Annotated in this window: 31 protein-coding genes; 19 read left to right on the top strand and 12 right to left on the bottom strand. The window is 39.4% G+C overall.

All coding sequences use genetic code 11. From position 1 onward, the window contains the following. Positions 1 to 32: 32 nt before the first annotated feature. Complete coding sequence (locus tag ACN6NE_RS00935) at positions 33 to 926, bottom strand: DMT family transporter (RefSeq protein ID WP_129710634.1); 894 nt, start codon at positions 924 to 926, stop codon at positions 33 to 35. Positions 927 to 1,040: 114 nt separating this feature from the next. Between ACN6NE_RS00935 and ACN6NE_RS00930 the strand changes: the two genes are divergently transcribed. The 13 genes from ACN6NE_RS00930 to ACN6NE_RS00870 all read left to right on the top strand — a co-directional run bounded on the left by ACN6NE_RS00930 (position 1,041) and on the right by ACN6NE_RS00870 (position 8,848). After that, on the top strand, positions 1,041 to 1,913 hold the full coding sequence (locus tag ACN6NE_RS00930; protein WP_129710633.1) for a LysR family transcriptional regulator: 873 nt from the start codon (positions 1,041 to 1,043) through the stop codon (positions 1,911 to 1,913). Positions 1,914 to 2,044: 131 nt separating this feature from the next. Beyond that, entirely contained in the window at positions 2,045 to 2,824 is a 780-nt protein-coding gene (fabI, locus tag ACN6NE_RS00925; protein ID WP_129710632.1) for an enoyl-ACP reductase FabI, read from the top strand. Between the two features lie 300 nt (positions 2,825 to 3,124). Beyond that, positions 3,125 to 3,442: a hypothetical protein gene (locus ACN6NE_RS00920; RefSeq protein WP_129710631.1), complete on the top strand. Its 318-nt coding sequence runs from the start codon at positions 3,125 to 3,127 to the stop codon at positions 3,440 to 3,442. A 334-nt stretch (positions 3,443 to 3,776) separates the two neighbouring features. Next, on the top strand, positions 3,777 to 4,142 hold the full coding sequence (locus ACN6NE_RS00915) for a sulfurtransferase (protein ID WP_129710630.1): 366 nt from the start codon (positions 3,777 to 3,779) through the stop codon (positions 4,140 to 4,142). Continuing rightward, entirely contained in the window at positions 4,132 to 4,392 is a 261-nt protein-coding gene (locus ACN6NE_RS00910) for a metal-sensitive transcriptional regulator (protein WP_028409367.1), read from the top strand. Before ACN6NE_RS00915 ends, ACN6NE_RS00910 begins: the two co-directional genes overlap by 11 nt. A 92-nt stretch (positions 4,393 to 4,484) precedes the next feature. Further along, positions 4,485 to 4,712 (top strand): sulfurtransferase TusA family protein, encoded by a 228-nt coding sequence (locus ACN6NE_RS00905; RefSeq protein WP_474324116.1) that lies wholly within the window; start codon positions 4,485 to 4,487, stop codon positions 4,710 to 4,712. Between the two features lie 46 nt (positions 4,713 to 4,758). Then, positions 4,759 to 5,241, top strand: coding sequence for a DsrE/DsrF/DrsH-like family protein (locus ACN6NE_RS00900; protein ID WP_474324114.1), 483 nt, complete (start codon positions 4,759 to 4,761; stop codon positions 5,239 to 5,241). A gap of 27 nt (positions 5,242 to 5,268) precedes the next feature. After that, on the top strand, positions 5,269 to 5,625 hold the full coding sequence (locus tag ACN6NE_RS00895; protein ID WP_129710629.1) for a rhodanese-like domain-containing protein: 357 nt from the start codon (positions 5,269 to 5,271) through the stop codon (positions 5,623 to 5,625). A 22-nt stretch (positions 5,626 to 5,647) separates the two neighbouring features. Beyond that, the gene (locus ACN6NE_RS00890) at positions 5,648 to 5,944 is read left to right on the top strand and encodes a rhodanese-like domain-containing protein (protein ID WP_474324112.1); all 297 of its coding nucleotides are present in this window, start codon (positions 5,648 to 5,650) and stop codon (positions 5,942 to 5,944) included. A 55-nt stretch (positions 5,945 to 5,999) separates the two neighbouring features. Next, positions 6,000 to 6,551, top strand: a complete 552-nt coding sequence (locus ACN6NE_RS00885; RefSeq protein ID WP_474324111.1) for a sulfurtransferase TusA family protein — start codon at positions 6,000 to 6,002, stop codon at positions 6,549 to 6,551. A gap of 62 nt (positions 6,552 to 6,613) precedes the next feature. Then, the gene (locus ACN6NE_RS00880) at positions 6,614 to 7,741 is read left to right on the top strand and encodes an MBL fold metallo-hydrolase (RefSeq protein WP_474324109.1); all 1,128 of its coding nucleotides are present in this window, start codon (positions 6,614 to 6,616) and stop codon (positions 7,739 to 7,741) included. Between the two features lie 35 nt (positions 7,742 to 7,776). Next, positions 7,777 to 8,001: a sulfurtransferase TusA family protein gene (locus ACN6NE_RS00875; RefSeq protein WP_474324108.1), complete on the top strand. Its 225-nt coding sequence runs from the start codon at positions 7,777 to 7,779 to the stop codon at positions 7,999 to 8,001. Between the two features lie 70 nt (positions 8,002 to 8,071). Continuing rightward, on the top strand, positions 8,072 to 8,848 hold the full coding sequence (locus ACN6NE_RS00870; protein WP_474324107.1) for a sulfite exporter TauE/SafE family protein: 777 nt from the start codon (positions 8,072 to 8,074) through the stop codon (positions 8,846 to 8,848). Between the two features lie 40 nt (positions 8,849 to 8,888). Here the strand turns inward: ACN6NE_RS00870 and ACN6NE_RS00865 are convergent, their stop codons facing one another. The 3 genes from ACN6NE_RS00865 to ACN6NE_RS00855 all read right to left on the bottom strand — a co-directional run bounded on the left by ACN6NE_RS00865 (position 8,889) and on the right by ACN6NE_RS00855 (position 10,025). Then, positions 8,889 to 9,065, bottom strand: a complete 177-nt coding sequence (locus ACN6NE_RS00865; RefSeq protein ID WP_474324106.1) for a hypothetical protein — start codon at positions 9,063 to 9,065, stop codon at positions 8,889 to 8,891. Positions 9,066 to 9,158: 93 nt separating this feature from the next. Continuing rightward, a complete protein-coding gene (locus tag ACN6NE_RS00860) occupies positions 9,159 to 9,698 on the bottom strand; it encodes a DUF2812 domain-containing protein (protein ID WP_474324104.1) in 540 nt (179 codons plus the stop codon). After that, a complete protein-coding gene (locus ACN6NE_RS00855) occupies positions 9,699 to 10,025 on the bottom strand; it encodes a PadR family transcriptional regulator (protein WP_474324102.1) in 327 nt (108 codons plus the stop codon). Between the two features lie 516 nt (positions 10,026 to 10,541). Between ACN6NE_RS00855 and ACN6NE_RS00850 the strand changes: the two genes are divergently transcribed. The 3 genes from ACN6NE_RS00850 (at position 10,542) to ACN6NE_RS00840 (ending at position 13,074) form a co-directional block, all read left to right on the top strand. Beyond that, positions 10,542 to 11,744: an aminotransferase-like domain-containing protein gene (locus tag ACN6NE_RS00850; protein WP_129710624.1), complete on the top strand. Its 1,203-nt coding sequence runs from the start codon at positions 10,542 to 10,544 to the stop codon at positions 11,742 to 11,744. A 65-nt stretch (positions 11,745 to 11,809) separates the two neighbouring features. Continuing rightward, positions 11,810 to 12,352 carry a dienelactone hydrolase family protein gene (locus ACN6NE_RS00845; protein ID WP_474324100.1) on the top strand — a complete coding sequence of 181 codons (543 nt, stop codon included), beginning with the start codon at positions 11,810 to 11,812 and terminating at the stop codon, positions 12,350 to 12,352. Positions 12,353 to 12,459: 107 nt separating this feature from the next. Then, positions 12,460 to 13,074, top strand: a complete 615-nt coding sequence (locus ACN6NE_RS00840; RefSeq protein ID WP_474324098.1) for a GNAT family N-acetyltransferase — start codon at positions 12,460 to 12,462, stop codon at positions 13,072 to 13,074. Positions 13,075 to 13,122: 48 nt separating this feature from the next. Here the strand turns inward: ACN6NE_RS00840 and ACN6NE_RS00835 are convergent, their stop codons facing one another. From ACN6NE_RS00835 to ACN6NE_RS00820, 4 genes are all read right to left on the bottom strand, one after another. Then, on the bottom strand, positions 13,123 to 15,066 hold the full coding sequence (locus ACN6NE_RS00835; protein WP_474324096.1) for an FtsX-like permease family protein: 1,944 nt from the start codon (positions 15,064 to 15,066) through the stop codon (positions 13,123 to 13,125). Then, positions 15,056 to 15,817, bottom strand: coding sequence for an ABC transporter ATP-binding protein (locus ACN6NE_RS00830; RefSeq protein WP_129710620.1), 762 nt, complete (start codon positions 15,815 to 15,817; stop codon positions 15,056 to 15,058). The genes ACN6NE_RS00835 and ACN6NE_RS00830 overlap by 11 nt, the downstream gene beginning before the upstream one ends. Before the next feature lie 100 nt (positions 15,818 to 15,917). Continuing rightward, positions 15,918 to 16,922, bottom strand: a complete 1,005-nt coding sequence (locus tag ACN6NE_RS00825) for a sensor histidine kinase (protein ID WP_474324094.1) — start codon at positions 16,920 to 16,922, stop codon at positions 15,918 to 15,920. Beyond that, complete coding sequence (locus ACN6NE_RS00820) at positions 16,915 to 17,607, bottom strand: response regulator transcription factor (RefSeq protein ID WP_098332368.1); 693 nt, start codon at positions 17,605 to 17,607, stop codon at positions 16,915 to 16,917. The genes ACN6NE_RS00825 and ACN6NE_RS00820 overlap by 8 nt, the downstream gene beginning before the upstream one ends. Before the next feature lie 170 nt (positions 17,608 to 17,777). On the opposite strand from ACN6NE_RS00820, the gene ACN6NE_RS00815 reads away from it, so the two are divergent. Then, a complete protein-coding gene (locus tag ACN6NE_RS00815; protein WP_474324092.1) occupies positions 17,778 to 18,692 on the top strand; it encodes an NAD(P)-dependent alcohol dehydrogenase in 915 nt (304 codons plus the stop codon). A 46-nt stretch (positions 18,693 to 18,738) separates the two neighbouring features. Here ACN6NE_RS00815 and ACN6NE_RS00810 read toward each other — a convergent pair whose 3' ends face one another. Both ACN6NE_RS00810 and sfnG read right to left on the bottom strand, forming a co-directional pair. After that, on the bottom strand, positions 18,739 to 19,959 hold the full coding sequence (locus ACN6NE_RS00810) for an acyl-CoA dehydrogenase family protein (protein WP_474324090.1): 1,221 nt from the start codon (positions 19,957 to 19,959) through the stop codon (positions 18,739 to 18,741). 42 nt (positions 19,960 to 20,001) lie between these two features. Further along, complete coding sequence (sfnG, locus tag ACN6NE_RS00805; RefSeq protein ID WP_474324089.1) at positions 20,002 to 21,075, bottom strand: dimethylsulfone monooxygenase SfnG; 1,074 nt, start codon at positions 21,073 to 21,075, stop codon at positions 20,002 to 20,004. 446 nt (positions 21,076 to 21,521) lie between these two features. On the opposite strand from sfnG, the gene ACN6NE_RS00800 reads away from it, so the two are divergent. Further along, positions 21,522 to 22,874, top strand: coding sequence for an LLM class flavin-dependent oxidoreductase (locus ACN6NE_RS00800; protein ID WP_474324087.1), 1,353 nt, complete (start codon positions 21,522 to 21,524; stop codon positions 22,872 to 22,874). Then, complete coding sequence (locus ACN6NE_RS00795; RefSeq protein WP_129710614.1) at positions 22,852 to 24,036, top strand: M20 family metallopeptidase; 1,185 nt, start codon at positions 22,852 to 22,854, stop codon at positions 24,034 to 24,036. Before ACN6NE_RS00800 ends, ACN6NE_RS00795 begins: the two co-directional genes overlap by 23 nt. 21 nt (positions 24,037 to 24,057) lie before the next feature. Here ACN6NE_RS00795 and ACN6NE_RS00790 read toward each other — a convergent pair whose 3' ends face one another. Next, positions 24,058 to 24,246, bottom strand: coding sequence for a hypothetical protein (locus tag ACN6NE_RS00790; RefSeq protein ID WP_474324085.1), 189 nt, complete (start codon positions 24,244 to 24,246; stop codon positions 24,058 to 24,060). Positions 24,247 to 24,449: 203 nt separating this feature from the next. Beyond that, positions 24,450 to 24,908, bottom strand: coding sequence for a hypothetical protein (locus ACN6NE_RS00785; protein ID WP_474324084.1), 459 nt, complete (start codon positions 24,906 to 24,908; stop codon positions 24,450 to 24,452). Between the last annotated feature and the right edge of the window lie 82 nt (positions 24,909 to 24,990).

Here is a 24,990-nt window from a genome sequence, read left to right as displayed (position 1 = left end):
GTAAGCCGCTAGATTCATAAATCTAGCGGCTTTTACTTTGGCAATGTCTCTTGATAATGAACTCTTCTTTTAAGTAGAAAATTGTCTAACTGAGCAATTAAAATCCCTGCGACCACAATAACAGAACCAATCAGTTCTTTAAGCGTAAACAGCTCATGCAAAAAAAGAACGGCAAACAGCGCAGCAAAAATAGGCTCTGTTGCAAAAATAAGTCCTGTGTGAGTAGGAGTTGTATAGCGCTGCGCAATAGCTTGACAAATGAATCCAATCGCGCTGCAAAGAACGCCAAGACCTAAAATCGCAATCCATGATGATAAAGTAGTTGGGATGCTAGGGTGTTCAAATAAAAAGCTGCAAGTCAGTGCAAATAATCCAGCAAAACCCAGCTGTAAAATGCCGAGAGCAATTGGATTTTCATTTTTTGTAAATGTGCCAGTTAACGTAATATGAATGGCATAACATAGTGCGGTTCCAATGCAAAGTAAATCACCAGCATTCATATGAAAGGAGTGCTTTAAAGTTAAAACACCTATACCGGTTAGGGTAGTGATAACGCCAAGCCCAATCGGCCAAGAAGGAAGCTTCTTCACTAACAAGCAGTTGAGCAACGGAACAAAAATAACCGTTAAACTGACAAGAAACCCGGCGTTTGAAGCAGACGTCATGCTGACGCCAAACGTGACAAATGCAAAAACGGAAAACAGTAAAAAGCCTAAAATAGCGGATGATAAAATCGTTTTGCGCGTGATTTGTCGTAAAGGCTTATGAAAAAACAGCCCGGCAATGAAAAAAGCAATCAAACATCTAAGCGCAATAATGGTAAATGATCCGAGCGAACTCAGCCCCATTTTCATAAACACGTACGACATGCCCCAAAATACGTTTACCCCAATCATCATCACATTTGCTCGTGTGCGGTAACTCACGTTCAACCCTCCATTTTTTATCATGTACCCACAGTATACAAAGGAATTTGATATTAATAAAATGAATCTTTATAATGATAAACGTGAATTAAATTCATGTTTAGGCGGGATAAAATGAGCTTAGTAAAATACGAAATTTTAAACAAAGTAGCGGAATTGCAAAGCTTTACAAAAGCGGCAGATGCGATGGCGCTCACGCAGTCAGCGGTCAGTCATGCCATTACAAATCTTGAATCGGAATTTGGATTTCCGCTTGTAAATCGAAACAGGTCGGGTATTACCTTAACAACAGAAGGCGAAACGATGCTTCTTGCCATTCGGAAAGTGCTGCAAGAAAATGAAAAAGTTCATCAAGAAGCAGCCAGTCTCTTAGGTCTTGCAAAAGGAACGATTAAAATTGGCATTTTTAAAAGCGTGTCGACCAAATGGCTTCCTGAAATTATTCAGCTGATGGAAAAAAACTACCCTGATATTCAAATTCAGCTCAAAGAAGGCGATTACCTTGAAATTGAACAGTGGCTGCTGAGCGGAGAAATAGACTGCGGCTTTATTAACATTACGCATTCAAGTCAATTTCATATTATTTCTTTAAAAAAAGATCGACTGCTGTGCGTCGTATCGAATCAAAGTGCTCTATATCATCAGCAAACCGTTTCTTTTGAAGATCTAGAGAAAGAACCTTTTATTATGCCGACATACGGCGGTTATCATGATATTAAGCAATTGTTTGAAGAACGTGGCATTCAGCCTGAAATCCGCTTTGAATTAATGGATGAAAGTGCTATTTTATCGATGGTTACGCATCACTTAGGAATTAGTATTTTACCTGAAATGCTTTTGGATTCGATCCCGCAAGAGCTGCGTGCGATTCCGTTTCAAGTGGACAGCTACCGTTCAATTGGTCTAGCTACTCGTTATCATCTTTCACCTGCAGCCAAAAAATTTGCTGAAACAACGCAAGCATGGCTGCAAAATTCGGACAAGTAAAAAGTTATTTATAAAACCAAAAACGGATATTTCATAAGACTCTTAGGAACTAAGCGCATCTTTGTGCTATAATAAAGCTATACAATTACCTATTAGTCATCATTGATGACTAATTTTTTTTGGAGGATAATATGGAAGATTTATTACAATTAAAGAACAAGAACATTGTTATTATGGGAGTTGCCAACGACAGAAGTATTGCTTGGGGTGTTGCAAAAGCCCTTCATCAAGTAGGAGCAAACTTAATTTTTACATACCGTAAAGAACGTTCACTAGGAAAATTGAACAAGCTGTTAGAAAAAAATGAAATTCAAGCATCATTAATTGCTGAATGTGATGTAAACAGCGACGAAAGCATTGAAGCAGCTTTCAAAAAAATCGGAGAAGAAGCAGGCACAGTTCACGGAGTGATTCACTCTGTTGCGTTTGCTCACTCAGAAGATTTAAACGGCGAGTTCATCAATACATCAAGAAGCGGATATGCATTTGCTCAAGATACAAGCGCTTATTCATTTATCGCGGTAGCGAAAGCAGTAAAACCTCTTATGACAGAAGGCGGTTCTCTTGTAGCAATGAGCTATCTTGGTGCAGAACGCGCAGTTGAAGGCTATAACGTAATGGGCGTAGCGAAAGCAGCGCTTGAGTCTTCAGTAAAATACTTAGCGTTAGACTTAGGGAAAGACAATATCCGCGTAAACGCGATTTCAGCAGGTCCAATTCGTACACTTGCAGCAAAAGGTATTTCTGACTTTAACCAAATTCTTCACAAAGTTGAAGAAAAAGCACCTCTTAAGCGTAACGTAACGCAAGCAGAAGTTGGCGACATGACGGTTGTATTACTGAGCCATCTTTCACGCGGCGTAACAGGAGAAATCGTACACGTAGACGCTGGTTATAATATCGTAGGTTAATTCCAAAACACCTTCTCAAATGAGAAGGTGTTTTTTTATGGGAAGACAAATGCATCCAAAAAAACACAGACCCCTTAAAGAAATATTATTAGCAATAACGTGAATCATAAGAAATATTCATTCTATACTTCTAGATAAATACGTGCTTCCACTTATAAAACAAGAGCTCATGCGTATAAGTAAAGATAGGAAATACGTAATTTAATTCACAATTAATCAAACGCCTATATTTTAAAATAGATAAGCTCTAAATCCTAAAAAAAACATATGATGTGGCAAAGGAAAAGGAGTTGAAGAAATATGCATCAAGGACAGCAGCATTATGTTCCATGGGAACAATGGCATCACCAGCATCCGCACGGCACATGGAATCAATGGCATCAGCAACATCCCCATGTACCTTGGGAGCAGTGGCATCACCAGTATCCGCACGGCACATGGAATCAATGGCATCAACAACATCCATATACACCTTGGAATCAGTGGCATCATCAGTATCCGCACGGTACGTGGAATCAGTGGCACCAGCAAAATCCATATGTGCCATGGAATCAGTGGCACCATCAGCATCCACACAGTTCGTGGAATCAATGGCATAATATTTATCATCAAAGCTAATCAGCTTTTTACCATAAAAGGTCCGGTTCTCCTTGGGAACGGGACCTTTTGTGTGTAGACGTGAATGATGCAGTAAGCTTGATTTTCAGCGCTGTATACGAGCGACGATGATGAAGAATATGTTTGGTCGATAGGGTAGGGGATACACAAATAAAGCGGATTAAAGACCACCATTCATGATGTTTAAGCTGTATAAAATGAAATAGTTCGCAGTAAAGCAACTATGTAAACAAGCAAAAATTAAACATAATTTTCTTGCTTGACAATATACCTATAGGGGTATAATAATAGAGCATGTAAACAACATCAAATTGATAGCAAAGCGGTGATTGTTATGCTCTATATAGCAGTGTTGTTGCTTGCTATTTCATTTATCGCATACAGACGTTATTATCCTGTTAAAGGAATACAGTGCATACGTGAATCTGAAGCAAAAGAACTTGGGCCAACGGTTGTAGATATTCGTCATTATCATGAAGTTCGCGATTCTATTGGTATAGTTATTCCGTATGCGTATCTCAAACGCTTTTATTCAGAAATTCCACAGGGCAGCGTTCATCTGATTGCCGCAGATAGAGTGGAGTTAAATTTAGGCGTACGGTTCTTACGAAAAAAAGGTTTTGAAGTGCGCAGCTATGAGTTAGCAGCGTGTAAGTGTAAAAATAAAGGAAAGAAAGGGGTATTCGATTATGGAGTATAACCAACAAGTGAAAAATCGCCTGCGCCGAATTGAAGGCCAGCTAAAAGGCGTGCTTAGCATGATGGAGCAAGGAAAAGACTGCCGAGACGTCGTGACTCAATTATCTGCTGCAAGAAGTGCCATTGATCGCACAATGGGAGTCATTGTGAGCAGCAATCTTGAACAGTGCGTCAGAGAAAGCCTGGAGCAAGGAGAGCCAACGGAAGGTTTAGTGAAAGAAGCTGTACAGCTGTTAGTGAAAAGTCGTTAATAATTGTCACCTTGTTTAAGGTTGACGAATATCATTATTCAGTATAATATACCCTTACAGGTATATGTATATAAAAAGGAGAGATAAATACTATGAAAATTGATCAAGTTTTAGATGCAAAAGGATTAGCGTGTCCAATGCCAATCGTAAAAACAAAAAAAGCAATGGATACTTTAACAACAGGTCAAGTATTAGAAGTGCAAACGACAGATAAAGGTGCTAAAAGTGATTTAACAGCTTGGGCAAAATCAACAGGACACGAGCTTATTGATTTTAAAGAAGAAGACAGCACATTTATCTTTTACATTCAAAAAGGCTAATTTTTTTAGATTTAAATATACCCCTTAGGGTAATAGGAGGAACAACATGACTGATCAAAAGAAACGAACAACGATTGTATTATTTAGCGGTGATTACGATAAAGCGATGGCAGCTTATATTATTGCTAACGGAGCGGCAGCTTATGATCACGAAGTGACGATATTCCATACGTTTTGGGGGTTAAATGCGCTTCGTAAAGAAGAAATGGTGCCGGTGAAAAAAGGGTTTTTAGAAAAGATGTTTGGCAAAATGATGCCGCGCGGTGCGGATAAAATGGGCTTATCTAAAATGAACTTTGCAGGTATGGGAGCTAAAATGATTAAAAACGTAATGAAAAAGCATAATGCCCTAACGCTGCCGGAGCTTATCGAAATGGCACAAGAACAAGATGTGAAGCTAGTGGCTTGTACGATGACCATGGATCTTCTAGGGTTACAGGAAAAAGAACTGCTAGATAATATTGAATATGCAGGCGTAGCGGCGTATCTAGCCGACGCAGAAGACGGAAACGTAAACTTATTCATCTAAAAGATAACTCATGAAGCGAGGGTTAATATGATTATCAATGCGCTTATTATCGTCTTTCTGTTGTGGTTTTTGTATCAACGTTTTGCACCAGTAAAAGGTATTCAGCAAATAGCCACAACGGAGTTAAAAGCAAAGTTGAAAAATAAAAATAACCAGTTGATCGACGTGCGAACACCGCATGAATTTCGTACCAAACATATTAAAGGATTTCGAAACATTCCTTTATCAGAACTGCCGGCGCAAACAGGCCAGCTTTCAAAAGACAGAGAAGTAGTCGTTATTTGTCAAAGCGGAATGAGAAGTATGAAAGCAAGTAAGCTTTTGAAAAAGCAAGGTTTTACATCCATCACCAACATTAAAGGCGGAATGAATACGTGGAGATAAATCAAGAAGGAGGAGACGTAGCGTGAAGGCAATAACAGCACAAGAAGTAGAACAATTAGTAAAAAAACAAGAACAAATTCACATTTTAGACGTGCGTGAAGTAGAGGAAGTAAAAACAGGTAAAATTCCAGACGCGTTAAATATCCCGCTTCCTTTATTAGAATTCCGTATGCATGAGTTAGATAAAGCAAAAAATTATATTGTTGTCTGTCGTTCTGGTGGCAGAAGCGGAATGGCAGTTCGTTTTCTTGAGCAGCAAGGCTACAGTGTAACGAATATGACCGGCGGAATGATGGAGTGGAAAGGGGAAACGGTCTAATTTTTTTAGAGAAAAATATACCCCTACTAGTATTTAAACCAAGGAGGAAAAAGAAATGATGCAAGCAAACTTCGTATTAGATGCAAAAGGGTTTGCGTGTCCAATGCCAATCGTAAGAACTAAGAAAAAGATGAATGAATTAGAAGCAGGTCAAGTACTAGAAATTCAAGCAACGGATAAAGGCTCTACGGCTGACTTACAAGCGTGGGCAAAAAGCACAGGTCATGAGTATTTAGGTACCGAGACAGAAGGTGACGTTCTTCACCACTTTCTTCGTAAAGGCGGTGCCGAAAAAAACGTAACGCCAATTCCTGAAATTCCATTAGAAGAATTTGCGAAAAAAGTAGAAAATGATGAACATCTTCATATTTTAGACGTTCGTGAAGTAGAAGAATATGATGCAGCTCATATTCCAGGCGTAGTTCATATTCCGCTTGGTGAAGTAGAAAAACGTTCGAATGAGTTAAATAAAGAGAATGAAATTTATATTATTTGCCACTCTGGAAGACGAAGTGAAATGGCAGGGCAAACGATGAAAAAGCAAGGCTTTAAAAACTTAATTAACGTGGTTCCTGGTATGTGTGACTGGACAGGTAAAGTAGAGTAACCAATGAATCATAGTGAATTAAAAAAATTTGATATTTTATATACCTAAGGAGGTATTTTAATATGACAGTGCATGTTCTTACTGCAAAAGAAGTTACATCTAAAATTATCAATAAAGAAGCGTTATTTATCTTGGACGTTCGTAACGAAAGTGATTTTAGCGATTGGAAAATTGAAGGTCATCAATTTCAGCATTTAAACGTGCCGTACTTCGATCTTTTAGACGGAGTAGAAGAAATCTTAGAAAAAATCCCTTCTGATAAAGAAGTGTTAGTTGTCTGCGCCAAAGAAGGTTCATCCGTTATGGTAGCTGACATGCTTTCAGAAGCGGGTCTTACCGTATCGTACCTAAAAGGCGGTATGAAAGCGTGGAGTGAATATTTAGAGCCTGTTAAAGTCGGAGATTTAAAAGACGGCGGAGAGATCTATCAGTTTGTTCGTATCGGTAAAGGATGCCTATCATATATGATCGTATCGAACGGTGAAGCTGCTATTATTGATGCGACGCGTATGGCGGATGTGTATATTAACTTTGCCAAAGAACTTGGTGTCACAGTTAAGCACGTGTTTGATACTCACCTTCATGCAGATCACATTTCAGGAGGAAGAGTTATTGCTGAAGCAACAAATGCAGCTTACTGGCTGCCTCCAAAAGATGCAGAAGAAGTGGTTTTTGACTACAAGGCGTTAGAAGAAGGCAGTGATGTCGTGATTGGTAACACAACGATTACGATTCAGCCTCTTTATTCACCGGGTCATACGATTGGATCAACTTCTTTTATCGTAGACGATCAATACTTGCTTTCAGGTGATATTTTGTTCATCGATTCAATTGGACGTCCTGATTTAGCTGGTATGGCTGAAGACTGGGTAGGCGATCTGCGCGAGACGCTTTATACACGCTATAAAGCATTATCAGATGAGCTAATCGTATTGCCAGCTCATTTTATGATTATTGATGAGCTAAATGACAACGGCAGCGTAGCTGAAAAATTAGGTACTTTGTTTGCGGAAAATCATGGACTAAATATTGAAGACGAAGCAGCGTTCAGACACTTAGTAACAGATAACTTACCGCCGCAGCCAAATGCATATCAAGAAATCCGTGAAACCAATATGGGAAAAGTAAGTCCAGATGAAGAAAAACAGCGTGAAATGGAAATTGGACCAAACCGCTGTGCGATTCGCTAAGTGAAAAATTCAATCTAACGAAAGGAGAGAAAGAAATGGAATCAAATAAAGTACTAGATGCAAAAGGGCTGGCATGTCCAATGCCGATTGTTAAAACAAAAAAAGCAATGAATGAACTTGAAGCAGGTCAAGTGTTAGAAATTCGCGCAACGGATAAAGGGGCGAAAAATGACCTTGCAGCCTGGGCTAATTCTGTCGGTCACGAGCTTCTTCAGACAGAAGAAGGCGACGTTCTTAAATTTTGGATTAAAAAAGGATAAGAAATAATGGACGAAAAGGGTATCTCTTGTAAAAGGTACCCTTTCCTTATATGAAACGGAGCGACTATAGATGGATCTTACATTTATCATCACGCTTTTTCTCATTGGATTTATTGGGTCGTTTATTTCCGGTATGGTCGGTATTGGCGGGTCTGTTATTAATTATCCGATGCTGTTATATATTCCTCCATTAGTAGGAGTAGGAGCATTAACCGCGCATCAAGTCTCAGGTGCAGGAGCTATTCAAGTATTCTTTGCGACAATAGGCGGCGTATGGGCATATCGAAAAAGCGGATTTTTAAACAAACCATTAATTTTATATATGGGCAGCAATATTCTAATCGGCAGCATGCTTGGAAGCTACAGCTCACATTATATGAGTGAACAAGGATTAAATGTTGTATATGGAGTTTTAGCTCTTATTGCGGTTATTATGATGTTTATTCCAAAGAAAAATTTAGATGAGATAAAAGAAGGCGAACTTCAATTCAATAAAGGATTAGCTTCTATTTTATCACTGCTTATCGGAGCCGTAGCAGGCGTGTTAGGAGCAGGAGGAGCCTTTATTTTAGTTCCTGTGATGCTCGTGGTGCTTAAAATTTCAACTCGAATTACCATCGCAACTTCACTAGCCGTTACCTTTATTTCTTCCATTGGTTCGACGGTTGGAAAGCTGATAACGCATCAAATCCCTTTTATACCTGCACTTATTTTAGTTGCTGCAAGCCTAATTGCCTCTCCAATCGGTGCAAAAGTGGGGCAGAAAATGAATACAAAAGTGCTTCAGTGGATCCTTGCCGGTTTAATTTTAGCAACGACAATTAAGATTTGGTGGGGATTGCTATAAAAAAAGCTAAAGCTATGGATTCCCATAGCTTTAGCTTTTTTTATAGTACTTCATCACTTTCCACAAACGTTTCAAGCGCAGGATGAAATTCTTTTTGATAGTGGTTAAACGGACATACTTTCACAACAGTAGAGCGAAGCGCATTGGATTTTGATGTATTTAACACTTGCTTGCATTTAGGGCATCGTTCATTAAACAGAAAATGAAGCCATTTCACTTTTCATCACTCCTGTACTAAAACCTTTAAATCTTATCGAGTTAATAAGGATTATAAAGGGTTTTATACGGAAGGTCAATGAAAAGGGAATTTTTAAATGTTACGAAGCTTTTTTAACTTACGCTGATACGCCAGGTAAGGAAGTCCTGGAAATACTAAAAGCACTGTTGAAATCATTAATAAAATGTCGCTAATCATTCCTACTGCTTCCGGCAGCCAACCGTATGAGCTCATAGCGTTAAAAAACAGAAAAAACACCATAGCAACAAGAATAGATAGAGCTGCTTTGCCTACCGAATGCTTTTCTCGTTTGTATCTATCAATAGTAGTTTCTACATCAGAATAGATAGGTTTTGTTCCCGGAGGTGCGCTGAAAATATGCATTGCATGACCTGTTGAACAAATGTGATGCCATCCAGCATCTTTAAAAAACAGAAAATATTCATCATCTGCATTTTCTTGAAAATCCAGTGAATATTGAAGGTCTTGAGGCTCTCCTTTTTTTAATGTATATCCTAAAAATGCAAAACGATCTAAGAGCCAGCCTTTTTTAGCATAGTCGCTGAGCTTTTGTAAATCTTCTTTCTCTGCAAAAGCCGTTCCGCCGCTCATTATGTATTTTGTCTTTTTCATTTATAAACCTCCTAAAGCATCTTCAGCGTGTTTAATCATTTCTTTACGGCGCTGAATTTCTTTTTTTAAAAACTGAATTCCTTTTTCCGTTGCAACATACGTTTTCTTTTTGTCTTTGCTTTCGCTAAAAGGCGTAATTAACTCAGCTGCAAGAAGCTTTTTAATCGTGGTGTACATGGATGCAGGTCCAATCGAAAACTGTTGATTGGTCATGTCTTCAATGGTTTTCATAATAAGATATCCGTGTTTTGCTTCTATGAGGGACACTAAGATGTAGTAGGACGTGTCGGTAAGTTCCCCCGTCTCTAATGAATCGTTTCGCGGCATATTCAGCCTCCTTATATCATTAAACGATATATCGTTAATTGATATATATCATTTAATGATATAAGCAGTCAATATAAAATGTTAAATTTCAGGTTTATGATTACCTCATGAAACGATTTAACGAGTATAAAAGGAAAGGAATCTTACAAAATAATTTACTGAAATAAGTATATTTGTATAAAAAATTAAGAATTTGTAGAATTTATTGTTTATTTATTTGATTTTTATGTTATCCTTTTTAACATACATTAAATACAAGGCCATAATTATCGTACAACCTTTGATTTGTATTACAAATAGTGAATGAGAAAAATATGTACCGAAAGGAGAACGTGGCATCAAGAAGAAATGAAGAGTCAGAGAGCAAGCAGATGCTGGTTGTCTATTAAAAAGGCATTTTCCAAGGCTTAAAAGAAGTCTGAGCTCATAGGGAAGGTTTTTGTTTTAATTTTTCTGACTATTCGAATAATTAACCCGTTATTAAAAGTTTAAAATCTAGAAAAGGAATGATCGTCAATGAAAGATAAATTTGCCCAACGAGCTAGTCTTGTAAAATCCTCTGAAACGCGTGAAATCTTAAAAGTAACGGAACGACCAGAAGTCATTTCGTTTGCAGGAGGACTTCCCGCACCGGAGCTATTTCCCGTTGAAGCAATGAACGATGCGTGCCGAGCCGTATTAAATGAAGACGGAGCGGCTTCGCTTCAATACAGTACAACAGAGGGGTATATCCCTTTACGAGAAGCAATTTCTAAACGAATGCAGCATATCGGCATCGAATCCACAGTTTCGAACATTTTAATTACGTCCGGATCTCAGCAGGCAATAGATCTTACCGGAAGACTGTTTCTTAATGACGGAGACGTGGTAATCTGTGAAAGCCCAACGTACCTAGCGGCCATTAACGTATTTAAATCCTACAATGCGACGTTTGTAGAAGTAGACATGGACGAAGACGGAATGATTATGGAAGAGCTAGAGAAAAAGCTTCAGGAAAATCCCCATGCTAAATTTATTTATACGATTCCTGATTTTCAAAATCCTACAGGGCGCACCTTAACGCGAGAAAGACGTCAGCGAATGATCGAACTTGCGAACGCATACGACGTGCTAATTGTAGAAGATAATCCGTACGGAGGAGTCCGATTTGCAGGAGAAACGCTGCCGCCGGTTAAGCATTTTGATACAGAAGGCAGAGTGATTTACATCAGCACATTTTCTAAAATCTTTGCACCAGGTCTTCGAATCGGCTGGGTATGTGCAGATGAAGCTTTTATTGATAAGTACGTAGCGTTTAAGCAAGTGGCTGACTTGCATACGGACAGCTTTGCTCAGCGCGTAACCGCTAAGTACATGGAGCTTTATGATATCGAAGAGCACATTCAAAAAATTAAAGCCGTATACAAAGAGCGATGTACCCAAATGCTATCGTGCATTGAAGAATTTTTCCCGGAGAATTTGTCTTACAGTAAGCCAGAAGGCGGATTGTTTATTTGGGTGGAACTGCCCCAAGGAATCGATTCAGCACATATCTTTTCAGAATGTCTAAAAAATAACGTAGCCTGTGTGCCTGGAACACCATTCTTTCCAAACGGCACAAGAAACAATGCGCTGCGCTTGAATTATTCTAATATGTCTGCTGAACAAATCGTTGAAGGCATGAAGCGCATGGGAGACGTATTGCATCGTGAATTGACAAGGGAAACGACTGTTTTATAAAAAGAATGGAAAAATCAAATAAAGCGATCTTATTGATTCATGAAATATACGGTGTGAACGATCATATGAAGTTTATGAAAGAGAAATTGTCTAAGTTAGAAGCAGATATTATCTGTCCTAACTTATTATCTAAAGACGTTTCTTATAGTTATGAAGAAGAAGGAATGGCTTATCAAAACTTTGTTCAAAACATTGGTATTGATGAGGGTTCAAGACAAATTAATAACATGTTAATTCAACTAAAACAAGAATATGAAGAAGTAGGAGTTATAGGCTTCAGTGTAGGAGCAACAATGTCGTGGCTATGCAGTGAAAACAATTTGTGTAACTTTGTGATTGGCTGTTACGGATCGCGTATTAGAGATTATGTAAATAGAAGTCCTGCTTGCCCAACTCTTCTTATTTTTCCTACTGAAGAGCAAACATTTGATGTAGACTCTTTAATAAATTCATTGGAGCAAAAAAGAGAGCCGCTTTTGGAAATCATAACGTTTTATGGCGTTCATGGTTTTATGAATCCTTTTTCACGAACCTTTAATAAAGAATCAGCAGACCAAGCCTTTCAAACAATAAGTGATTTTCTCGAAAAACAATTAGCTGATCACTAGCTATGTATTCTGAAAGTGATACCTTACAATAAGCAGAAACTGACCCTTTTTCAGTACATATACATGTATTAACATTTTCTTTAGACGTATCGAAAAGGAGCGAGATTATGCTAAAGTCAGGTGAACTTGTAGGAACATCGGTAAAGCTAGTGCCGCTTGAAAAAATGCATGAGCAAGGACTCTATGAAGCTGCAAAACCGAAAGAAATTTGGGAGCATCTCCCGGTAAAAGTTCATAGTCTAAGTGATATGAAACGGCTGATTGCAAGTGCTTTAAAAGCCAAGCAAGAGGGAAGAGAGCTGCCTTTTGCTGTGTTTGATATAGAGTCACATTCGATTGTAGGAAGCACAAGATTTTTAGATATATCACTTCCCAACAAAAGCGTAGAAATAGGGTGGACATGGTATCATCCGTGCGTGTGGCGCACCCGTGTTAATACGGAGTGTAAGTATTTATTATTAAAATACTGTTTTGAAGAGCTGAAGCTTCACCGCGTTCAATTCAAAACGGATGTACGAAACAATCGATCTAGAGAAGCTATTAAACGGTTAGGGGCCACGCAAGAAGGCATCAGCAGAAAACATATGGTTTTACCTGATGGAGACGTACGAGATTCGGTTATCTTCAGTATAATTGACGACGAGTGGCCGTTTGTCAAAAAGCGGCTAGAAGATTTTTTACATGCAGCCAGTCAGGGGAATAAAGAAAATGCCAGCAATTAATGGCATTTAACGATCAAAGGCACAAGCTATAGCTTGTGCCTTTGATCGTTAAAGAGCCTCTTTAATAATTTTTTTATAGTAAAGAACAGATAAAATACCAAAAATAGAGTACAGGGCAGTATAGACAATCATCACGATAATCATAGGCATCCAAAGTTCTGTTCCAAAAAAGAACCAGCCGGATTGGACGGCAAAATAGCTGTGAAGCAAGCCTATGGTTAACGGGATGCCGAAGTTAAAAAGCTGCTTAATCATTATGCCAGTTAGTAAGTCTTTTTCGGTAAAGCCTAATTTTCTAAGAGTCGTATAGTTTGGTTTTTCATCTTCACTTTCATCCATTTGCTTAAAGTAAAGAATGCACCCTGATGTGATTAAAAAGGCTAGTCCAAGGAAAGCGACAATGAACATAATTAGACCCATAGTCTGCTTTTGGCTTTTTACCGTTTCGATACGCGAATCATTGAAGGTATGATTGCCCAATTTCATTTCTTTGAAAATCTCATTTGCTTTTGGTAAGTCATTTTCTTGTGATATATCTATCCCTGTGTACATAGAAGATTCTCTTTGAATAGAAGGATCCACGTCTTTTTCCAGTTCATTAAACACGGAATCGGCTACAATCACAGTAGGCATACCGCTCGTAAAATAGGTAGATAAGAGAAATTTTCGATTTAAACCTATATACTTTTGCGGAATGACTTTTTTCTTTCCTTTTAGCTCAATTTCTCCGGAATCTTTAAATGAATTTACTCGTTGAAGCATATCATTATAGCCGGTAAACAAAGTTTCATTTTGAGCTACATTTACACCACTAACAGATTTTTCATTAACAACCGAAAAAACCATAGCGGACGAGTCTACCATCGGGCCTTCCAAATTATTTTCTAAGATGTTTTTTACGTTTGCTTTTACTTGGATGACGTCGATCTTTTTTTCCGTATATGCTATTTTCTTTCGATCCAGTGCGGCTTTAAACGAAGCAGCGTCTTTTGTATTATTGATAGAAAAATCGTTAGGCACATAATCTTCGGCCGACTTTTCAGCAGAATAATAAGAGATGTAGCTCAAGCACAATAGGCCAATAGCCAGAGCCGATACGGTTGTAATAACCGTCAGCAACAATGCGTTTGATTTCATCCGAAACATAATCGAAGAAAGAGATAGTACATCGTTAATTGACAAATAGCCTTTTTTGCTTTTTCGCATCAGATTTAATAAAAAGCGAACTGAGCCTTTATAAAACAAATAGGTTCCAATGATAACCGAAGCTAAAATGGATACCATTGCGATGGACAAAGCATTCATGCTTGTAAAAGATCCGTCAAACAATTTAGCAGAAATATAGTAGCCGGAAGCAATAAAGATCATGCCAAGAATTCCAATAATAATTTCAAGAATACTGATTTTTTTTGTTTTGCTTTCTGTTGATGACGTAACGCGGAATAAAGCCAAAATGGTCTGTCTTTTAATAAAAAGATAGTTCATCGTCATAATCAGCAAATAGATAGCACCGAATACAATCAGCGTTTGAATCAAGGCTTCTTCGGAAAAATGAAGCTTGGCAATGCCTTTTGTGTCGGTGATTTTAAACAAAATCATAATGACCGCTTTTGAAAACGAAAACCCGATTAGAATGCCGACAATCAGTGAGGCAAAGTACAGCATAAAATTTTCAACGGTCAAAATCCGGAAAATTCTTGTTTTAGTCATGCCAATTAGCTGAAATAAGCCAATTTCTTTACTGCGCCGTTTGATGAATATCATGTTTGCATATAATAGAAAGATAGAAACGATGGCAACAAGTAAAACAGAAGCGGCCCGAACCGCTGCGCCTCCTTTAATTGAACCTTTGGTTGCATCAAGAGCAGGGTCATACTGCAGCGTTACAAAAGCAAAATATAAAGCTGCGCTGAAAATTAGTGCAAAAACGTATAAATAATAGTTTTTTACATTCTTTTTGAAGTTGCGAAAAATCAGCTGATTAATGTTCATGTTGAACTCCGCCTAGCACGCCTTGAGTTTTCATAATATCGTCAAAAAAGGCTTTTTGCGTTTGGTCGCCTTTGTACAGCTGCGTATAAATTTGTCCGTCTTTTATAAAAATGACTTTGCTGCAATAGCTGGCTGCCACTGGGTCATGCGTTACCATCACAATACTTGCGCTTCTTTTGTCATTAAGCTCGGTCAGTTTGTTTAACAAATCGCTTGCCGCTTTTGAGTCAAGTGCACCGGTTGGTTCATCAGCAAAAATCATGCTTGGCTCATGAATAAAGGCTCTTGCAGCGGAAGTACGCTGCTTTTGTCCTCCGGAAATTTCACTTGGATATTTATCTTTCAGCTCATGGATGCCGAGCTGTTTGGCCAGCGCGTCAAATTTTTTGTGAGCTACTGCTGAAGGAGTTTTTGCAACAGAAAGAGGCAAGAGGATATTTTCTTTCACTGTCAGCGTATCAAGCAAGTTATAGTCTTGAAAGATAAAGCCTAAATGTGTTTTTCGGAAGTTTGCTAACTGCTTTTCTTTCATTCTGCTAATTTCATTTCCTTCGATTTTGATGGTTCCTCCGTTGATTTTATCAATGGAGGAAAGCACGTTCAGAAGCGTCGTCTTGCCTGATCCTGAAGCGCCCATAATTCCTACAAATTCTCCTTTCATAATCGTAATGTCTACGCCTTTTAATACTTCTTGTCTATTAAATTTATTTCCGTAGCTTTTATGAATATTAGTTGCTTCTAATATGTTCATATGTAATCACTCCTTTAATCTGATACGTTTATTATAGAAAAAGGGCTTTAGCTTTTCCTTTGATTCGCCGAACAAATAACGAAAGCATGTGACATTTTTGTCACATGCTTTTCATATCCACAAAATCATTTGATTTAGGAAAGGCAAGTGTAAATGTTGTGCCTTCATTAAGAGCAGACTGCACGCCAATGTGAATAGAAAGGGCCTGCGCAGCTTTTTTAGCCAGATATAAGCCCATACCTGTAGCACGGCTGTCTTCATGCTGCGTAGTTGAGGTGAAACCTTTCTCAAAAATGCGCGGCATATCTTGAGGAGAAATGCCCCGTCCGTTATCTTTTACCTCGATGTATACTTGACCGTGGTGCTCGTAGCTTCTAATCATTACATCAGATTCTTCACTGTACTTGACTGCGTTTGTTAACAGCTGTCTCATAATAAACGAAAGCCACTTTGCATCACACAGTACACGTTCTGCCTGTAGGTCTACATCAAACCCAATATTTTTTTGCATGCACCAAGCTTGCAGCGTTTTGATTTCAGTGAAAATAAGGGACTCTAAATCCAGATGTTCAATATACATATCATTTTCGATAAAGAAAATGCGCTTTTGATGCAGCTGTTGATCAAGTAAAAAGTGAATACGGAGCCATTCGAACGTCAAGTTTGCTTTAACTTCTCGATTTTCTAAACGTTCAATTATTAAATGCATCGCAGTTAAGGGCGTTTTAATTTCGTGAATCCAAGCTAACAGTTCATCTTTTTCCTGCGTCACGTGCAGCCGAGTTTGCACGCCATCTTTTTTCGCCTGTTCTAATTGTTGCATCAGATTTCGCTGAACAATCTTTTCAAACGGACGCAGCGGATGAGAAAGAGTAGAAGAATCAAAGAAGTCTTCTTCATCTTTTAGCTTTTGGTAAAATTTCGTTTCTTTCTGATAGCGGAAGACGCAGAAAATAAGAAAGATAATCGATGATAAAAACACGATATAGAGAATCGAAGACAGAGGAATGGATTCATCAATATACGCGATAAAAAGCATAAAAAAATGTATGATAAAAAAGAAAAGGATCCAGCTTAGACGCTCGCGAATAAAGAGTTTAATCATAGCGTTCCTCTTCAATGGCTACGTAGCCTTGACCGACTTTTGTTTCAATAAAAGTTCCCAGTCCAATTTCATCTAATTTTTTTCGCAGGCGATTGACGTTTACCGTCAGCGTATTATCGCTGATAAATCGTTTATCTTCCCACAAACTATTAATCAGTTCATCTCGGCTTACAATCGTATTCTTTTTATGTATTAAGCATTTTAAAATAAAGATTTCATTTTTGGTTAAATCGATAGCTGTAGATCCCGCTGATACTTTATTTTTTTCATAATCAATCGTTGCGCCTTGCCACGAAAGAAGGTTTACTTGTTCAACGCTGTAATTATATACGCGGCGGAGAAGAGCCTGTATTTTTGCTACAAGCACATCAAAATGAAACGGCTTTTGCACAAAGTCGTCTGCTCCAAACTGCATAGACATTACCATATCAGAAGGATGATCACGTGAAGATAGGAAGATGATAGGGATTTTTGAGTGAGAACGAATCATTCTGCACCAGTGAAATCCGTCATACTTCGGCAGCTGAATATCCATAATAACCAAATCAGGTTTTACCTCGCTAAACTCCTGCATAACGTTACTGAAATCACGGATGCCGTAAACATCATAAGACCATTGCTCCAACCGCTCTTTCAGTTCGTTAAACAGTGTTACATCGTCTTCAATTAAAAGAAGTTTAAACAATCACACGTACCACGCTTTCTGTTTTTATACTTATTTTATAGCAATATCCTTTTATTTACCATATGTGATAGTAGATTCACCGGCGTTCTTTATAAAATGTGAAAGAATAGCTTTCGAAGAGCATAGTTTATAAACATATATTGAACTCTAGTGAAGAAGGGAGAGCTATTATGAAAGCAATGGTATGTACAAAGTATGGTAAACCAGATGTTCTTCAGCTTCAAGAAGTGGAAAAGCCTATTCCAACAGAGAATGAAATACTGTTAAAAATTCATGCCACCACGGTCACATCGGGCGACTGCAGAGTGAGGAGCTTTAATAGTCCACTGCTATTGTGGCTTCCAATGCGAATAGTTTTAGGATTACGGAAGCCTAGAAAATCAATACTAGGCGTAGAGCTGTCCGGAGAAGTAGAGGAAGTCGGAAAGAACGTAACGCGGTTCAAAAAAGGCGATCAGCTTTTTGCAATGCCAGGTATGAAGTTCGGAGGATATGCGGAATATATCTGCTTACCAGAAAAGGGGACAATAGCCGTAAAGCCAGAGAATGTAACTCATGAAGAAGCCGCCTCTATTTCTTTCGGCGGCACGACGGCTCTCCATTTTTTTAGAAAAGGAAACATTCAAGCTGGGCAAAAAGTGCTTATCTACGGTGCTTCAGGTGCCGTAGGAACTGCCGCTGTACAGCTTGCTAGCTATTACGGAGCTGAAGTGACAGGCGTGTGCAGTGCTAAAAATAGTGAACTAGTAAAGTCTTTAGGAGCAGACCGCGTCATCGACTACCAACATGAAAATTTTACTGAAAAAGAAGAAAGATACGATCTTATCTTTGATGCCGTTGGGAAAATCACAAAAAATCAGTGCAAGGAAGCGTTAGCCTTAAATGGACGCTTTGTTTCGGTCGAAGGGCAAGGAACTGCCAAAGTGCAGACGAAAGATTTATTGCTTCTAAAAAAACTGATGGAAGAAGGGCAGATAAAATCAGTGATTGATAGATGCTACTCTTTAGAACAAATTCCAAACGCTCATGAGTATGTAGAAACAGGACATAAAATAGGGAGCGTAGTCGTTACGTTAAAAAAGTAAAAAAGAGAATCTCTATAAAAGATCCTCTTTTTTACGGTATTAAACTTTACTCTCCGCCTTTAATCCAAAGTTCAAGCGGAAGCCCTACAAGGTTCTTTCCGATCCATTCTCTGGCAATATTATTAGAAGGGCCCATAGCAATGCCCGCTCTGGCATCTCGGAACAAACGTTCAATAGGGCCTTTTTTATAGCCGTATCCGCCGCTTACATCCAATGCAATTCGCGTTGCTTTGTTGGCTACTTCTGAAGCGTGCACTTTAAATTCAGTTAGCGGGAGGGTAAGGACACCTTGTGCTTTTTGTTCAGCTTGTAAAATATCAAGCTGTTCTGCCAAGTCAATTTGCCATGGTTTTGTGCTTTCAATGAGGACTTTTGCTTCAGCAATCTGCTGGCGAATGACTTGATAGTCGCTAAGCTGGTTATTAAAATCGCGGTGAATCGTTCGCGTTGCATGGTTAACCGCAAGCTCTAGCGCATGTTCCGCTACTCCAAGCCAAGCAGAACCAAGGCCAATTAAATAAATAGGGGAAACACCGTTTAAGACGATTTCTTTCCCTGTTTCTTCACTGCCTAGAAGGTCTTCTTTTGGCACGTGTACATTTTTATAAGAAATCGGACCGCTGTGATTACCGCGAACGCCCAGCGCTTCCCATGGACTTGCAGTGATGCCGTCGGATTTTCCGTCTATAATAAAAAAGCTAATATCCGTTGCTTCTTGTGCTTCAGGACTGCGTGTTTGAACCACATAAAAATCAGCTTGCCCAGCGCTTGTAGTAAATGATTTGTCAGCATTAACTACATAATCTTCGTTATTTCGCTGCGCTTGACTGAAGTTGTACCACCAGTGTCCTCCTGAGGCTTTTTCACTTGTAGAATACGTACCAATCAGCCCTTGGTCAATTGGTTGTAACCAGCGTTTTTTTTGATCATCGTTTCCGTACAGCGTAATAGTTTGAACCGCTCCGACATGCATCACGTAAACTAAAGCAGTGGAAGCACAAGCTTTTGCAATTTCTTCAGCCACAATTGCAAAAGCCACGTGATCAAGCTCTAAGCCGCTGTATGCTTTTGGTACAAGAATGTTTCCCCAGCCTGCTTTAATAAGCGCTTCTAAATTTTCTCGTGGAAAAGCTCCTTCTTCATCTGTACGGGCTGCATTAGGCCGAATGACTTCATCTACGAGAGACGCAATTTTCTCGCGGATGGACGCGTAATAAGCGCGCGTAGATTGATTGTATACAGGACGTGCAGAAATTTCGACTGACATAACATACCTCCAAAGATTTTAATGTTCATTGTGATAAACTATTTACAATGCGCCCGCTTTTTCTTTTAGTTCCTGTTCTTTTTGTCTTACGAGCGGAATAATGGTTTCGCCAAACGTTTTGATTTCTTCATCATAATGTAAAAAGCCTGTCAAAATAATATCCACACCAATTTTTTTGAGTTCGATAATTTGATTGGCGACTTGTTCGGCTGTGCCGATAAGGCCAGTTCGGAAGCCGTCATTATACTGAACTAAGTTTTCAAATGAAGAGTTTGCCCACATGCCTTCACCTTGAGGAGAAGCTTTGCCCGCAAATTTTACTTGACTTTCAAATCCTTCAACGGCTTCTTTATCTGCTTGTAGAACAATTTCTTTTAGCACTTGTTTTGCTTGTTCTTCTGTTTCACGGACAATGACAAACCCGTTTACGCCGAATTGAATATTACGGCCGTTTGCGTTTGCTTTTACGTCTTCAATTTGGTTTTTTAAGTTTTCAATCGAGTTGCCGTTCATGAAATAAACGTCTGATACTCGGCCTGCCATTTCACGGGCGGCTTTAGAATTTCCTCCTTGAAATACTTTTGGCGGCTGAAGAGGCTTTGGTTTTAACGGTGCGTCATTTAATCGGTAAAAGTCTCCTTTGAACGTAGTCGTTTCGTTTTTCCATAGTTCTCGAAGCACGTTAATAAATTCTTCAGAACGGCGGTAGCGCTCATCATGATCTAGCCATGGTTCGCCGTAGCCGTTAAATTCGCCTTTAAACCAGCCGCTTACAACGTTCACAGAGACGCGTCCGCTGCTGATATGATCAATAGTCGAAATGATTTTAGCAAATACGCCGGGATGCCATAACCCCGGAAGAACCGCTGTAATAATGTTGATTTTTTTAGTAGTGGCGGCCAGAGCAGAAGCGAGAGTCGCAGCTTCTAGTTGATTTTCAGCTCCATAGCTTGCAAAAAATCTAGTTTGCAAGAGAACATAATCAAAGCCCACCTGCTCGGCAATTTGCGCATACCGGCTGTTTGCCTCAAATGACCACTCTGTTTTTTGAGGAATGTTGGAAATGACAAGGCCTCCGCTTACGTTCGGGGCCCAATAAGCAAATTGCAAACTCATATGTAACGCCTCCTTAGTTAAGTAGTGAAAATAAATGAGCTGGGTAAAACATTCATCTCCTTAAATGCCAAAGGCTCTTATCTCGCTTCAAGTTGAAGAGAAGATAAGAGCCTTCAGTAGCCTGACAGGCGGTACGGATGCTGAATGTACATATAGTTATATCACCGGTTATTCCGATAGTCAAAGTGAGTTTTGAGAAATTTAAAAAGAATGAAATCGTAATTAAGTTTAACTAAAGAAGTAAGAGATCATCTATTTTAACTAAAAACAAACTTGACTTATAGGAATAGTGAGTATACTATTCAAATATGCTAAATAAATGAGAGGTCAACAGCTATTTTCTCTAAATAAATAGCTGTTTAAAAATAATCGACCAGACGACTGGAGATGCTTTGAACAATCAAAGCATCTCTTTTTTATTTGTCGTAAAAAGGAGGAAGTATACGTTGAGTAAAAAAAGAAAGCTAATGCTAGGAGCAAATATTAAAGGACTTGGAAATACGACGGATGGATGGAGACATCCGGACGTAGAGCCTGATGCGAGCATTAATATTGAGTTTTACAAGAGGCAAGCGCGTATATTGGAAAAAGGACTGTTCAGCTTTGTCTTTATTGCGGATGGGTTAGCAATATCAGAAAAGTCCATTCCTCACTTTTTAAATCGTTTTGAGCCCATTACGCTACTGTCAGCTATTGCTGCTTCTATGAATCATATCGGTTTAGTTGGGACGGTTTCAACAAGTTTCAGTGAGCCTTTTACCATCGCTCGTCAGCTGATGTCTCTTGATCATATCAGCGGCGGGCGAGCGGGATGGAACTTAGTCACTTCTCCACAAGAAGGGGCAGCGCGCAATCACAGCAGAGGATATCTTCCTCTTCACAGCGAACGATATGAAATTGCAAAAGAGCATCTCGACGTAGTAAAAGGGCTGTGGGATTCGTGGGAAGATGATGCTTTTACCTATCAAAAAGAAACCGGTCAGTTTTTTGATCCAAAGAAAATGCATACTCTTGGATTTAAAGGCAAGCACTTTCAAGTTCAAGGGCCGTTAAATATTGCTCGTTCAAAGCAGGGACATCCGGTTGTGTTTCAAGCGGGTTCATCAGAAAGAGGAAGAGGATTTGGCGCAGAAAATGCGGATGCGATTTACACCAATGCACATACACTAGAAGAAGCGCAGGCATTCTATCAAGATATGAAAAATAGAGCAAGAGACCACGGCAGAACCCCTGAAGAACTTCTCATTTTTCCAAGTATTGATTTAATTATAGGAGATAGCGAGGAAGATGTAGAAAGAAGATATCAAGAGCTTGCCGCTTTAATTCCAATCGATCATGCCATTACATATTTAGCCCGTTTCTTTGATGATTATGATTTTCATCAATTTGACGTAGACGCACCGTTTCCAGAGTTAGGGGATATAGGAGCAAATGCGTTTCAAAGCACTACAAATAAAATTAAACAAGCGGCAGCTGCTAGGAAGTTAACGTTAAGAGAAGCGGCACTTGAAACAATTTTGCCTCGTTCGCCGTTTTCAGGAACCCCGGAGCACGTAGCGGATGAAATGCAAAAATGGCATGAGCAAGAAGCAGCGGATGGATTTGTGCTTCGCCCGTTTATGAGCGAGACGTTTCATCAGTTTGTAGAAAAAGTGGTGCCTATTTTACAAGAGCGTGGGCTTTACGACACTTCGTATAAAAGCAGTACGCTGCGCGGAAATTTGAACCTTTCCGTTCCAGCCAATCGATATAGTCAAACAGAGGAGGAGTATGTGTATGACAGTCAAATTAATCAGTGAATACAGCGTCACAGAAAGCTTAAAAAAGCAGGTAATTGAGTGGAGAAGACATTTTCATCGCTATCCTGAATTATCGTTTCAAGAGCACCGAACGGCTCAGTTCGTTGAAGATACGCTTCGTTCGTTTGGAAGCTTTATCATTACGCGTCCTACACCAACAAGCGTGGTGGCTAGATTAATAGGAAAAGCGCAGGGAAAAGTGGTTGCGATTCGAGCGGATATGGACGCGCTGCCGATTGAAGAAGAAAACACGTTTGCATTTGCTTCAGTTCATAAAGGCGTGATGCATGCATGCGGGCATGACGGTCACACGGCTATTTTATTAGGAGTAGCCTCTGTTCTTTCTCAATTGGGGAATGAATTTAAAGGAGAAATTCGCTTGATTTTTCAACACGCAGAAGAGCTGCTGCCCGGGGGAGCGCAGGAGCTTGTGAAAGAAGGCGTGATGGAAGGTGTGGATTACGTGATTGGCACTCATTTGAATTCTGGTCTTCCGGTCGGAGAAATAGGCGTGCTTGCAGGTCCTATGATGGCTTCGCCTGACACGTTTAATATATCGATTAAAGGAAAAGGAGGGCACGCTGCAGCGCCTCATGAAGCAGTTGATGCCATTGTTGTAGGAGCGCAAATTGTGACGAATCTCCAAACGATTGTTTCAAGAACGACGAATCCAATCGATAAATTAGTCGTATCAGTTACACAATTTCACGGAGGAACTACGCACAACGTACTTCCTGATAAAGTGGAGCTTAACGGTACCGTTCGCAGCTTTGACGCGGCTCTGCGAAAAAAAGTTCCGGCACAAATTGACCGGATTGTAAAAGGACTAACCGAAGCCTACGGTGCAGAGTACACCTTCACATATGAAAATGGGTATCATCCCGTCATTAACTCTGAAGAAATTACGCGTTTAATTGAAGAAACAGCTATCGAAGAATATGGAAAAGAACGTGTAAAGACGCTGTCTCCTAAAATGGGAGGAGAAGATTTCTCAGCTTACCTGCAGGAAACAAAAGGAGCTTTTTTTAACATTGGAGCGCGAAATGAAGAACAAGGCATCGTATACCCTCATCACCATCCGAAATTTACGGTAGATGAAGCCTCGCTTGAAGTCGGAGTAAAGATGTTTTTGTGCGTCGCAGAAAAGTTGTTGGCTCGTTAAAAAAGAGATTCAGACATAAAATTACCCCAATCTAAAGGCGGAAAAAGGGACAAAGGAGCTCGTATGGATGGCTTGTGACACCGCGGTTGATTTCCGTGCAAGACTTCGCTTTCCGCGGGCGGCCGGTGAGCCTCCTTGTCGCATACGCTTCTGCGGGGTCTCACCTATTCCGCTTTCCCCGCAGGAGTCTTCGTCTCGCCCTCCAACCACAGCTAGAAGCTACTACATACGTGAAACCTGCGTTTGTCCTAACCTCTCTTCTTTACGACATCTTACTTCGTATCCTTATAATTGGTCGCAAATCCTGCTGCAATTAAACCAATCAAACCCAACACACCTACAATAACGGTTATGACTATTACGTTCACCTCAACCGCTCTTAATAATACGCTTTCATTTGTTTAATTTTACCATTAGTCTTCATGTGAAAGAAGCTTTTCTTTTAAAGGCTCTAGCTTCTTAAATTTTTGATCGTAGCTTTGCCGTTTTAACATGTCATTAGTGATGATTAGCGCATCTTCTTTACGCCCTGCATACAAGTAAGCTTCAATGACTTCGTCAAATCCTTCTGAGTAAGGAAATTTTTCATATTTTGCTAGTTTAAATGAGGCGTCGTAGTGTTTCGTTGCTTGTTCATACTGCTTTAGTTTCAAAAGCATACGCCCGTTTGCTAAATGTAAATCGGCACGTTCTAAATCCGTAAGGGTATGAAGTTCAATCCCTTGGTTGCGTACATCAAGCGCATCTTCATATCGCTTTTTTTCTTCTAGCTCAAACGCTCTCTCATAAAAATGGCCAAACTTCGTTAACGGTCTTTTTGATTTATAGATTTTATAAATGCCGTATAGGACCAAAAGCAGTAACCAAAGCAAGTCATTCAACTCTCTTTCATATCTTTATGTATAATATTTATATTAAAGGAAATTAAATTCAATTGATAGATTTATTGAAAGA

Source organism: Priestia sp. 53B2, assembly GCF_056099005.1.
This window is presented reverse-complemented; position numbering and strand designations above follow the sequence as displayed.